The organism is Candidatus Methylomirabilota bacterium, from assembly GCA_035764725.1.
GTDB lineage: Bacteria > Methylomirabilota > Methylomirabilia > Rokubacteriales > CSP1-6 > DASRWT01.
In genome coordinates this window covers 1-12660 of sequence record DASTYT010000059.1, presented here as the reverse complement: position 1 = coordinate 12660, position 12660 = coordinate 1, and the positions used below count along the sequence as shown (strand labels likewise).

Sequence of the window (12660 nt, the reverse complement as noted above, 5' to 3'; positions counted from 1 at the left end):
ACGTGCCCGGTATGCCGCGCGAGCCAGGTCAACGGGCGGTGCGCGGCTTACCGGGCGCTGATTTCCTCTCGCCAGAGCCCGAGCGCACGGACGGCGGGCTCATCGTCGAAATGGAACAGACAGGCGGGCGCGCCGGTGCCATTCCGGTGCTCGATCCACTGCCACGGCGGGGCCACGAAGCAGTCGCCCGCCTCCCACGTGAGGACGGCATCGCCGACGCGGCTTTCGCCCCGCCCCTCGATGGCGTGGTACACCGCGCTCGTGGTGCGCCGCGTGGCGCGGGTGCGCTCGCCGGGGCGAACCCAGTGCGCCTCACAGCCCATGGTGGGCAGCGGCGGGCGCCCCGTGGTCGGATTGACGTAACGAAGGGACACCCGTGAGTCGAGGGGCGCGGACTCCGCCATCCGGGCGAGCGCCGCGCGCACTGTGCGCCAGGGCCAGCGCACCTGCGGATAGCCCGTGTCGGGGTAGCGCGAGTCACGAGGCACGAGGCCGGCCGCGGTGAGCTCGTCCTGCGAGGAGTCATGGCCGATTGCGGGCGGCTCCGCCGGCCGCATCTTCGACGCCCACGCGGCCTCGAAGGCCCGCACCATCGGGATGTCCAGCCCGTCGAGCCAGATCACCGGCTCGGAGCCCTCGTGACCGTGATCGTGCCAGCACATGGGCGGCGTGATGATCAGATCGCCGGGCTCCATGTCGCACCGCACGCCCTCCACGGTGGTGAAGGCGCCCCGCCCCTCCACGATGAGGCGCAATGCCGCCGGCGTGTGGTGATGGCTGGGGGCCGCCTCGCCCGGCAGGATGATCTGTAGCCCGGCGAACAGCGTGGCGGTGGCGCCGTAGGCGCCGCCGAGCCCGGGGTTGCGCAGGACGAGGACGCGCCGCTCCGCCTGCTCCATCGGGACCAGGCGCGCCGCCTCCAGCAGCGGCCCGCGCAGCTCCGCCCAGCGCCAACGATGCGCCACCACGCGGCTCTCGCGCTCGCCGGGCAGGAGCGCGTGCAACGCCGTCCACAGCGGCGCCACCGCCAGGCGCTCGAGGCTGTCCGAGTAGGCGGCGGGGAGATTCTCGTCCCGGGCCTTGAGCGTCATGGTGCGAGCGATGATAGCACCGGCGCCGAGCGGGGTCGATCAACCCCGGATCGGCGCCCAGCCCGTGACGACGTCGGCGAAGGCGGCGGGATCGTCGAGCACCAGGTGGTGATAGGCCCCCTTCACCTCGGTGAAGCGGCCCTGCCGCACCGACGCGGCCACGCGCAGCATCTGGTCGCGGCTCATCAGCGCGCTGCCCTCGCCGCGCACGACGAGGGCGGGGCAGAGCACGCTGCCGAGGAACGGCCACGGGTCGATGGGGGGATGCAGGAGCACGCGACGGTCGAACGCCCACTCCCACTGGCCCGGCCGCCGCTCCACGACGCCGGCCTCGGCCAGATGCGCCAGCGTCGCCGCGGACGCGCGCGTCTCGGGCGGGGCGAGGCGAAAGGCGGCGGCGGCCGCGGCGGCGCTGGGGAACGTCGCGGCCGGCCGCTCGGCCTGCCGGCGGGCGCGCGCCGCCATCTCGTCGCTCCACCCCGTCAGCATGTCGGCGATCACGACCGCGCCCACCTTCATGGGATGACGCGCGGCGACGAGGGCCGCGACGTAGCCGCCCAGCGAGTGCCCGATCACGAGGGGCGCGCGCCAGCTCAGCGCGCCGAGGGCGGCCAGCGCGTCGGCGACGTAGTCGGCGAACGGGTAGGCACCGTCGGGCGCCCACGCGCTGCCGCCGTGGCCGCGGAAGTCCAGCGCCACCACGTGGGCGCGCTCGGCGAGGCGCGGCGCCACGCCATCCCACCAGTGGCCGTGCGCGGCAATGGAGTGCAGCAGGAGCACCGGCGGCTCGCCCGCGCGGCCCCACTCGTGCAGGCGCAGCGTGAGCCCGCCAGCGTCGATGCTCCGCGGGGTCCCGCAGCTCAGAGTCGTGGCAGGACGTGGCGGGCCATCAGCTCCATCGAGCGCAGCACCCGCTTGTGCGGGAGCCCTCCGAAGTTGGCGATGGCGAGGAAGTGGGTGAAGCCGGCGGCCTCGTAGCGGCGGGCCACGCGCAGGATCTCGTCCGGATCGCCGATGGCGACCACGTCCTGCTCGAGCAGGGTCTCGAACGAGCGCTGCACCGCATAGAGCCGTGTGCGCACGTAGCGCTCCATGTGGGGCCGCGCCTCCGCGCGCGCGTCCGCGGTGGACTCCGCGCAGTAGGTGTGGAAGCCGAACGGCGCGGTGGCGTCCTCGAGGCGCCCGCCCGCGGCCACGAACGCCGCGCGATAGTCACGAAGGCCGGCCGTCATCTGCGGCAGCGTCTCCGCGGAGGCGTAGGGGATGAACATGGCGGGGAGGCGTCGGGCGCCCACCCGCGCGCCGCCGTCGGTGCGCAGCGTGGCGACCCACACCGGCGGCCGCGGCTCTTGCACGGGCAGCACATTGAGCCGCACGTCGTGCACCTCGACGTGGGCCCCCGCGTACGACACGCGCTCGCCCGTCCACGCGCGCAGCAGCACCTCGAGGGCCTCGTCGAAGCGCGCGCGCTTGTCCTCGGGATCGACACCGAAGCCCGCATACTCGTGCTTGAGGTAGCCCGAGCCGACGCCCAAGTTGAGGCGGCCGGCCGACAGCACGTCCACCATCGCGTAGTCCTCCGCCACGCGGAGGGGATGGTCGAAGGGCAGCACCACCACCCCGGAGCCCAGGCGGATCCGGCGCGTGCGCTGGGCCACCGCGGAGAGGAGAATGGGCGGGCGCGGGACCGCGCCGTACTCGTGGAAGTGATGCTCAGCCACCCAGAAGGAGTCGAAGCCCCACTCCTCCGCGGCCTCCGCCTGCTCGAGCAGCTCCGCGTAGAATTCGCCGGTGCTCCGGCCCATCTCGGCGGGATAGTGATCGACGACCGAGAAGAGGCCGAGGCGCATCAGCCGCCCGCGCCCTCCTCGCCCGGAGGCCGCAGCGTGTCTCGCGCGTCCGCCAGCTGCTCGCCCAGCGCGCGCACCTCGTCGAGGCGCGTGGGACTCCAGCCGAAGCGCGGCTCGCTCACGTAGCCGCCCCACGAGGCCATGTAGCCGGGGCGCGAGAGGCCGAGCGCGAACTCCGAGATCTTCGCGGGGTTGGTGAAGTCGGCCATGATGCCGACCTCGTCGAACTGCTCGGGGCGCTTGCCGTCGAGGAAGGGCTTGAGCGAGCCGGGCTTGGGCCCGTGCGGCAGCCCCACCGGATGCACCGTCACCATGCCCTGCTGCACCACGCCGCCGGCGCTGAAGAAGTCGCCGTAGTGATAGCCGAGCGTCTCGAGGTAGTCGAGGTTCTTGTGGAAGAACGGCACCCACATGCCGTCACGTTCTGCACGGCGCACCGTGAAGACACAGACGTAGCAACCCGGAAGCTTGAACACAGTGTGCCCGGAGGGCGGCACGTGGGAGCGGTCGGCGGTGAGCGGCCGCACGTCCTCGACCGCGAGCTTGTACGGGAGATAGTCGCCACGCCAGCCCACCGCGTCGAAGGGGTGGGTGGCGTGCACGCGCCGCGTGTAGACGCCCTCCACCTTGGAGACGATCTCGAAGCGGCCCGCCTCGTTCCGCGTGTCGAGCGTGCGCGGGTAGCGGTAGTCGCTCTGGCTGTGGGTGAGGAAGCGGCCGGTGGTGGGGGCCTCGCCCTTCTCCGGATCGCCGGCAAAGCTCTCGTACATCCAGTAGTACTGGGGGCCGGGGGCGATGGCGAACCGGTGCGTGATGCCCTTGGGGACGATGAGGAAGTCGCCCTTCCGGTACTCGATCGGCCCGAACGTGGTCTCGAGCGTCCCTCCGCCCTGATGCACGAAGTAGACGCACGTCGCGGAGTGGTGCTCGAAGAAGTAGTCCATGGACGCCTGCGGGGCGGTGACGTTCATCGCCACGGTGGCGTTGGCGACCAGCCGCGCCATGCCGCGATAGACATCGCCTGGAATGGGAGGCGAGTAGACCTCCAGCGCGTGATGGGTGCCGCCCACCGCGCGCATCGGCGACTCCCAGAGCGGCGCCCACCGGGCCCCGTCCAGCACCCGCGCCTCCTCGGCGATCCAGTTCGTGGGCGGATAGAGGTGATAGGTGTGGCTCACCTTGCCCGCGAACCCGCCCCGTCCGTGCTCCTGCTCGTAGACGTGACGCAGCAGCGGCCCCGCGTGGGGCGCGCGGGGGACGATGCCGACCTCGGGGAGCCCTCGGAAGTAGTCGTACTTCTCCATGGCCTCTCCTCCTGAGGCGATTCTACGCCGTTCGGGCCGCCCCGCGCGCGGGCCTCGTCAGGGCAGCCGCGCGATCGCCCGCGCCGCGCCGGTCAGCTCCACGATGTGAAGCCCGGTGTCGGCACGGTCCACCAGGTAGATGTAGCCGCGCTCGTCCACCTCGACATTGTTGGTCTGGATGGCGACCTTGCAGCGATCGGTCCCGTGCACCTTCACGCAGCGCTGCGCGGTGGCGGAGGTCACAGCGGGAATGAAGTACGCGACCTCCTTGGGATGAAACGGGTCGCGAATGTCCACCGCGCGCACGCCGGCGTTGAAGTAGGCGAGGAACACCAGGCGGCCGTAGAAGGCGCTGGTGAAGGACTCGTTGCTCGAGTGAGGCCCGAAGCGTCCGCCTCGCCCGCAGAAGTCGCCGGGCTGGTCCGGCACCTCGAAGGTCGCCACCGAGAAGGGCTTGTCCTCGGTGGTCACGTCCACCATGAAGGTGAGCTGGCGCGCCTCCTGGCACTCGTTCTTCAGCGACTCGGAGACGAGCACGACGAAGTCGCGCGTGCCGCCGTAGGCGTTGCGGGTCCAGTCGCCGATGGAGACGCCCAGCACGGGGAAGCTCGTGTGCCCGCCCCACGACGGCGACATCGGCATCCAGCCCACCTGGGGATAGAGCAGATTCTCCCGTGTCGGCGCGAAGCGGCCGGCCGCCGGCACGCGGGGATCGCCGGCGAGCAGACGCTCGCGGTCCACGATTTGCAGCGCCCCGTCCGCGCCGGTGCCGTAGGGAAAGTACACGCGATTGCCCATCGAGATGGGCCCGTGCACGCCGGGCGTGGCGGTGCCCGTGGAGCCCGGCGCCTGATCGGGCAATCCGAAGTCGCGGATGAAGCGCGGATTCGCCGGATCGGACAGATCGTAGATCTTCGTCATCCGGTTCGTCCGCCACCCGCCCGGCTTGCCGTCGGAGACGAGGTAGGCCATGCCGGAGTCGCACTCCCACCAGTTCTTGTGCGTCTGCTCGAGCCCCGAGACGATGGTGTTGATCCGCGCGGGCTTGGCGGGATCGGTCACGTCCCACATCTCATGCGCGAGGTTGCCCAGGGTGCGGAGCAGGTAGACCTTGGCCGGGTTGCCCTTGGGCAGGGTCGCGCCGTCGCACACGCGCACCATGGCCGCGCCGCCCGCCTCCGCCTCGCCGGGCGCACCGGGGATGTGGACGAGGTAGCGCGGCGCGCGCGGATCGGTGACGTCCACGATGGATGTGCCGCTCTCTTCCATCTGGCCGGTGAGCGGGTTCAGCTTGCGGCCGCCGTGATGGCCGATGTAGGCGATCCAGCGATTGCCCTGCTTCTGGATCACCGGCTGATACGCGGACCGGGTCTGCAGGCCGTCATGGCCCACGAGGCGCATGTCGCGCGTCTCGGAGTCGGCGGCCCTCAGCGCGGCGGAGGCGCCCGGCGGCGGAGGGCTGCTTGCACAGCCGGTCGCGAGCAGGAGCGTCAGGACGGTGGCCCAGTGGGCACGGTGCCGCGATCTGATCATCCGCGTGTCTCCTCGGATCCGGGGCCGTAGCCTAGCATCCGGCCGCGCGCTGTGCCATGCTCTCGGCGGCTGAGACTCCGACCCGCGGCCGCTCTCGCCGCCGAGGAACATGCCCATGCGCAAGCTCGCCCTGCTCGCCGTGGTCGTCGCCGCCGCCTTCGCCCTCGCGCTCGCAGGGCCGGGCCGAGCGCCGGCCCAGAAGGGGCCGATCAAGATCGGCTTTCTCATCCCCGAGACCGGTCCGCTCGCCGCCAACGGCAAGGACATGGCGAATGGCTTTCAGCTCTTCTTCGAAGAGCAGGGCTGGAAGGTCGCCGGCCGCGAGGTGAAGCTCATCACCGAGGACGACGAGGGCAAGCCGCCCACCGGGCTCGCGAAGGCGCGGAGCCTGGTCGAGAGCCAGGGCGTGCACATGCTGGTGGGTCCTCTCTCCGCCGCCGTCGGCTACGCGATCGCGCCCTACGTGGACAGCAAGAAAATGCCGACCATCTTCCCCATCGTGTCCTCCGAGGACATCACTCAGCGGAAGAAGAGTCCGTACATCGTGCGCACCGGGTGGTCCAGCGCGCAGCCCTCGCACCCCTTCGGGAAGTGGGTCTTCGACAATCTCGGCTACAAGCGGATCGCCATGATCGGGTACGACTTCGCCTTCGGCTGGGAAGTCGCCGCGGGCTTCCAGCGCACGTTCGAAGAGGCGGGCGGCCAGGTCGTGCAAAAGCTCTGGCCGCCGCTCAACACGCCGGACTTCGGCCCTTATCTCGCCCAGCTGCGCCGGGACGTCGACGCCGTGTACTGCATCTTCTCGGGCGCAGATGCGCTGCGCTTCTCGAAGCAATACGCGGAGGCCGGCCTCAAGGCAAAGCTCCCGCTGGTGTGTGGCGGCACCTTCACGGATGAGCACGTGCTACGCACGATGGGCGACGAGGTGCTCGGGGTGGTGACGGCGCTGCAGTACTCGGCGGCCCTGGCGACGCCGGCCAACCGCAAGTTCGCCCAGGCCTACGAAGCCAAGTTCAAGCAGATTCCCTCCTACTATTCCGAGGGCACCTACGTGGCCGGCTTCGCCATGAAGGCCGCGCTCGAGAGCATCGGCGGCGACGTCGAGAATGCGGACAAGTTCCTGACCGCGCTGCGTCGCGTGGATCTCTCCGACGCGCCCCGCGGGCCGATCCGCTTCGACGACTTCGGCAACCCGATTCAGAATGTCTACGTGCGGAAGGTGGAGCGGGTGAACGGCCGGCTCCAGAACACGGTGATCCACACGTTCCCGAACGTGAGCCAGTTCTGGACCTACAAGCCGGAGGACTTCTTGAAGAACCCTGTCTACTCCCGCGACTACCCGCCGTGCACCAAGTGCTGAATGTCGGGGCAAGAACGTGATGGCGACGGTCGGCGTGGTCGGCCTGGGTCTCCTCGGCGGGGCCGTCGCCTCGCGGCTGCTCGCCGCCGGCCATGCCGTGGTGGGCTTCGACGTGGCGCGCGAGCGCGTCGCCGCGCTGGAGGCGCGCGGCGGCAAGGGCGCCGGGTCCGCCGTCGCGGTGACGCGCGCGGCGGACGCCGTCCTCGCCCTCCTGCCCTCGCTGGCCAGCGTGGAGGAGGTCGTGCTCGGCTCGGCGGGCCTGGTCACCGCCGCGCGTCCCGATCAGCCGATCGTCCAGATGAGCACGATCTCGCCGGCTCTCACCGAGCGCCTCGCCGGCGCGCTGGCCGCCCGCGGCCTGGCCTTCCTCGATTGCCCGGTCAGCGGGACGAGTAGCATGGTCGAGCGCGGCGACGGCATCCTCTTCGTGGGCGGCGAGCGCGCGCTCTACGACCGCTGGCGGCCGGTGCTGGAGGCCATCCTCCCGCGCGCGGTCTACATCGGCCGGGCCGGCCAGGCCATGGTGCTCAAGCTGATCGCCAATCTGCTGGTGGCGCTCAACAGCGCCGCGGCGGCCGAGGCCCTCAACATGGCCCGCCGCGCCGGTCTCGACCTGGAACTCGCCCTCGACGTGCTGGCGAAGAGCGCGGCGAGCTCGCGCATGCTCGAGGTGCGCGGGCCCATGATGGTGCGCGACGCCTTCCCGGCCCAGATGAAGCTCGACCTCTTCATGAAGGACCTCCACCTGATCCAGGACGCGGCGGGCGCCGTGGGCGCCCCGGTGCCGCTCACCGACGTCGCGGAGCGCTTGTACGCGGCGGCCATGGCTGCCGGTCACCACCACGAAGACCTATCGGTCGTCATCCGGGCCCTCCGGGACGGCGCGACGCCGGCAGCCACGCCCGGAGCTTCCTCTCCGCGCTAGGCTGGTCACCATGAGGTGCGCCGCGTGCCAGGCCATGAACCGGGACGGCGCGCTGTTCTGCCAGTCCTGCGGCACGCGGCTCGACCAGCTCTGCCCCCGCTGCCGGACTCCGTTCCTTCCCGGCAATCGCTACTGCGACGCCTGCGGGATGGCCCTCCCGATGGCGGCGGCCGCCCAGGAGGACGAGGCCCCCCAGGACCGCCTCCCCGGCGAGCTCGAGGGCGAGCGCAAGCAGGTCACGGTCATGTTCTGCGACATCGTGCGCTCGATGCCCCTGGCCGAGCGGCTCGGCGCGGAGGGCATGCACCGTCTGCTCAACGAATTCTTCGATCTCGCCCTCGGCGCGGTGCATCGCTACGAGGGCACCATCAATCAGTTCCTGGGCGATGGCTTCATGGCGCTGTTCGGCGCGCCCGTCGCCCACGAGGATCACGAGCGTCGGGCCATCCTCTCCGCGCTCGGCATCCTGCAGGCGCTGCGCCTCCGCCAGGCGCAGGAGCGCGACTGGGCTGGCCGCGACCTCCGTATTCGCATCGGGATGAACAGCGGGCCGGTGGTCGTGGGCCGTATCGGCAACAAGCGGAGCGATTTCATCGCCGTGGGCGATACCACCAACTTCGCCGCGCGGCTGCAGCAGGAGGCCGAGCCCAATACCATCCTCGCCAGCGAGGCCGTGGTCCGGCCCATTCAGGCTTATCTCAAGGTGCATCCGGTGGGGCCGATGCCGATCAAGGGCCGCGACGAGCCCGTGGTCGCCTATCGGATCGTCGAGCTGCTCTCCCGGGGCATGCGACCCGAGCCTCCGCGCCTCCACGCGCTGGTGGGCCGGGAGCACGAGATGGCCGCGCTCCGCCGCGCCCTGCTCGACGTGGAGCGCGGGCGCGTCGCGGGCCGCGCGATCGGGCTCATCGGCGATCCCGGCATGGGCAAGTCGCGCCTGGTCTCGGAGCTCCGGCGCGAGACCGAGGCGCGGCCCATCGCGTGGCTGGAGGGGCACTGCGTGTCCTACGGCGTCGGCGTGCCGTACCTGCCGTGGATCGACGTGGTGCGGGGGCGGTTCGAGATCGACGACGGCGACCCACCCGACGTCGTGGGCGAGAAGTCGCGGCGGGGTCTCGACGCGCTCGGCATCATGGGGAACGAGCATCTCGGGCACGTGCTACGCCTGCTCGGCATCGAGGAGGAGCGCGATCCGGCGGGGCCGCTCAGCCCCGAGGCCATTCACTCCGGCACGGTGGAGGCGCTCCGACAGATCGTGCTGCGCACCTCCGAGCGCGAGCCCACCGTGCTCGTGATCGAGAACCTCCAGTGGATGGACCGGTCCTCCCAGGACTTTCTCGACGCGCTCGTCGACTGGGCGGCCCGCGCCCGCCTCCTCGTGGTCGCGACCTATCGCCCGCCGTACCGGCCGCGGTGGATGGAGCGCTCCCACGTCCACCAGATCGCGCTCACCGCGCTCACGCCCGAGGAGAGCCTCGCCCTCGTGCGCGCGATGCCGGGCGGCGGCGCCCTCTCCGAGGCCACCGACGCGGAGATCCTCGGCAAATCCGAGGGCAACCCGTTCTTCATCGAGGAGCTGACGCGCCACGTGGTCGAGCATCGCCAGGGCCGGTCCGACGGCGAGCTGCCCGGCACCATCCAGGAAGTGCTCATGGCCCGCATCGACCGGCTGCGTCCCGACGCCAAGCGCCTCGTGCAGGAGGCTTCGGTGATCGGTCGCCTCGTCCCGCACCGCCTCCTCGCCGTGCTGTGGGGCGACGCGGCCACGCTCGAGCTGCCGCTCGCCGACCTCGAGCGCATGGACCTCGTGCACGTGGAGACGTCGGGCGGCGAGCCCATCTACGTGTTCAAGCAGGCGCTGATCCAGGAGGTCGCCTACGGGAGCCTCCTGACGGCGCGCCGCCAGGCGCTCCATCTCCGCGTGGCCGCCGCGCTGGAGCGCCTGCATGCGGGACGCCTCGAGGACGTGGACGATCGGCTCGCCTACCACTATGCGCGCACCACGATCTCGGACAAGGCCGTCGAGTACCTGGGGCGCCTGGCCGGGCGGGCCGCGCGCTGGTACGCGAATGCCGAGGCGGTGGCCGCGTACGGCGAGGCGCTCGCCCACGCTCGGCGGCTGCCGGCCGGTCGCACGCGCGACCGGCAGATCCTCGAGCTGAGCCTGCGCCAGGCTCACTCGCTGCACTTCCTGGGGCGCTTCGACGAAATCCTCGACCTCCTCCTCCGACAGGAGCCGGAGGTGAAGCAGCTCGGCGACCCGGCGCTGGCCGGCGAGTACTACTTCCGCCTCGGCCGCACCTACGACGTCCTCGCCGATCACGAGCGCGCGGTCGAGTGCGCGGGGCGCGCGATCGAGGAGGCCCAGCGCGGCGGCGACCGCACGGTGGAGGGCAAGGCGCGCTTCGTCCTCGCCTATGTCGGCTACTGGACGGGGCGCTACGCCGACGGCCTCGCCCAGGGCCGCCAAGCGGTGGCCGCGCTTGAAGGGAGCCGGGAGCGGTGGTGGCTGGGTGAGGCCCACTGGGTCGTCGGGATCAACCACGCGATGACCGGCGAGTTCGACGCCGCGCTCGCCGCCCTCGCGCGCGCGCAGGCCATTGGCGAGAGCCTGATGGACCCGCGCCTGCAAAGCACGGTGGCCTTCACCGCGGGCGGCATCCATGCCCTGCGAGGGGATTCCGAGCGCGCCATCGAGCGCTGCCGCCGCGCGGTGGAGCTCGCGCGCGACCCCGTGGGCACCGCGGTGGCCCGAGGATTCCTCGGCGCGAGCCTCCTGGAGAAGGGGGACGCGGATGCCGCCATTCCGTTCCTCGAGCGCTCGGTGGAGCAGCTCGGACGCTTCCGCATCCGGCAGACACACAGCTGGTTCACCGCGCTGCTGGCGCAGGCGTGCTTTCTCGCCGGGCACCTGGACCGAGCCCGCGGCCTCGCCCGGCAGGGCCTCGAGATGACGCTGCACGTGAACGCCGCCCAGGGCGCCGGCTGGGCGCAGCGCACGCTCGGCCACATCGCGCAGGCCGAGGGCGACGCGGCGGAGGCGGCGCGGCGGCTGGAGGATGCCGCGAGCACGTTCGCCACCATCGGCGCCCGCTACGAGGAAGCGCGCACCCGCCTCGACCTCGCCGCCCTCTACCACGCCCGCGGTGACCGCGGGATGGCGGCGCGCGAGATGGAGCGCGCCACGCTGCTCCTGCGCGAGCTGGGCGTGCGCCGCTACGACCGCGTGCTCAGCGCGCTCGCCGCCGACCTCGGCGACCGGCCGACCACCTGACGCGGGGAGTCGGCGCGCCCACCGCGCGCCGCAGCGCGTCCATGCGCTCGTGCACGATGCGCGCGCCCCGGTCCTCCGTTCGGATCTTCTCAACGTCGAGCGCTCGACGACGCCGCTCACCGGGGATACGCACCTGCAGGGCCAGCTCGACGAGCCCGCGCTGAAACTCTGAAAGCGGCCGGCGACGTGGACCGATCATGCGCGCCATCGCCGCTCGAGGCAGCACTCGCGGCGCCTGCGCTGTGGTCAACCGCGGGACCGAGGCCGTGAGGCAGCTGCCGAGCGAGTTGGCGGCGGCATCGCGGGCGGTGAGCGGCATCAGGCCGAAGCGCTGCTCGAGCGTGGCCAGAATCGACGTGTGGTCGTAGACGTTCTTGCACACGCCGTTCGTCGCCCATGGCGAGACCACCACCGCCGGCACCCGCACCCCGTAACGCGTGAAATTGAACGCGGGACTCGCGGACACCAGCCCGTCGGGGTTGACGGCGGGCTGGCTCGGAAACCGATGATCGTATGTGCCCCCGTGCTCGTCGTGGACGATGACGAGAAGCGAATGCGCCCAGCAGGGAGAGTTGCGGAGCTTGGTGTACACATCGTTGACAAGGCGATCGGCCATGGCGATGTGGTGGGACGGGTGCTGATCGTTTGCCTCGACGATGTTCAAGAGCGAGAAGTACCGTGGCTCGATGAAGGTATAGGTCGGCAGCCGGCACGTCGGCCCCGAGAGATCCGATCCCCATCGATCGAAGGTCCGGAAGCGCTTGGTGAAGAGCTGGTTGAGAAAGTCGTCCCAGAGAGAGAAGAAGAGGAGTGACTGGGGAATATCGTGGTAATAAATCCGCCACGAGAGCCCGGCCTTCTCGAGCCGGTCGAAGATCGTAGGTAGGAAGTAGAGGGTCAGATCGTTCGTGACATGCCCTCCCGAGGTACCGGCATGGACGAACAGCCGGTTCGGCCACGTCGGGCCGGGCACCGACGAATACCAGCGGTTGCAAACGCAGAATTGCTGGACCAGGGTTCCAAGGGCTGGGATCCGCGTGGGGTTCACGCAGTTCATGATGCCGGCGGGCGCGGCCGTCTTGTGGCCGTAGTTGACGACGAACCCGTTCATGGGGCCGCCGGCGGGGAAACTCAGGTCCTCATAGCCGTACATCTGCTCGCTGACGTCCTCGAGCTCGTGCCCGGCGTCGGGATCGGGTTCGGCGTCGCCGGCCAGCGAGGTCACCGGCACCGGCGGCGAACCCGGCACGGTCGGGTCCGCCGGGATGGATTCGGTCCCGTTGAGACCGTCCACGGCCGGCTTCACCGCCTTCATGTAGCCGA

General features: G+C 71.1%; 9 protein-coding genes. 3 read left to right on the top strand and 6 right to left on the bottom strand.

Annotation, left to right across the window (positions count from 1 at the left end; genetic code table 11):
* Positions 1-47: 47 nt before the first annotated feature.
* The 5 genes from VFX14_10950 to VFX14_10930 all read right to left on the bottom strand — a co-directional run bounded on the left by VFX14_10950 (position 48) and on the right by VFX14_10930 (position 5778).
* Entirely contained in the window at positions 48-1091 is a 1044-nt protein-coding gene (locus VFX14_10950) for a cupin domain-containing protein (GenBank protein HEU5190198.1), read from the bottom strand.
* Positions 1092-1130: 39 nt separating this feature from the next.
* Positions 1131-1871, bottom strand: a complete 741-nt coding sequence (locus tag VFX14_10945) for an alpha/beta hydrolase (GenBank protein HEU5190197.1) — start codon at positions 1869-1871, stop codon at positions 1131-1133.
* 80 nt (positions 1872-1951) lie between these two features.
* Positions 1952-2941, bottom strand: coding sequence for an LLM class flavin-dependent oxidoreductase (locus VFX14_10940; protein ID HEU5190196.1), 990 nt, complete (start codon positions 2939-2941; stop codon positions 1952-1954).
* Complete coding sequence (locus VFX14_10935; GenBank protein HEU5190195.1) at positions 2941-4245, bottom strand: homogentisate 1,2-dioxygenase; 1305 nt, start codon at positions 4243-4245, stop codon at positions 2941-2943. The genes VFX14_10940 and VFX14_10935 overlap by 1 nt, the downstream gene beginning before the upstream one ends.
* 57 nt (positions 4246-4302) lie before the next feature.
* Entirely contained in the window at positions 4303-5778 is a 1476-nt protein-coding gene (locus VFX14_10930) for a hypothetical protein (protein ID HEU5190194.1), read from the bottom strand.
* A 115-nt stretch (positions 5779-5893) separates the two neighbouring features.
* Here VFX14_10930 and VFX14_10925 point away from each other — a divergent pair, with 115 nt between their 5' ends.
* From VFX14_10925 to VFX14_10915, 3 genes are read left to right on the top strand one after another with little or no spacing between them, the layout of a single operon-like run.
* Positions 5894-7138 (top strand): ABC transporter substrate-binding protein, encoded by a 1245-nt coding sequence (locus tag VFX14_10925; protein ID HEU5190193.1) that lies wholly within the window; start codon positions 5894-5896, stop codon positions 7136-7138.
* Between the two features lie 19 nt (positions 7139-7157).
* On the top strand, positions 7158-8063 hold the full coding sequence (locus VFX14_10920) for an NAD(P)-dependent oxidoreductase (GenBank protein HEU5190192.1): 906 nt from the start codon (positions 7158-7160) through the stop codon (positions 8061-8063).
* Positions 8064-8073: 10 nt separating this feature from the next.
* Complete coding sequence (locus VFX14_10915; GenBank protein ID HEU5190191.1) at positions 8074-11337, top strand: adenylate/guanylate cyclase domain-containing protein; 3264 nt, start codon at positions 8074-8076, stop codon at positions 11335-11337.
* Here the strand turns inward: VFX14_10915 and VFX14_10910 are convergent.
* Positions 11294-12660 (bottom strand): alkaline phosphatase family protein (locus VFX14_10910; GenBank protein ID HEU5190190.1); only part of this gene is annotated, 1367 nt, incomplete at its 5' end. The two genes, VFX14_10915 and VFX14_10910, sit on opposite strands and share 44 nt — an antisense overlap.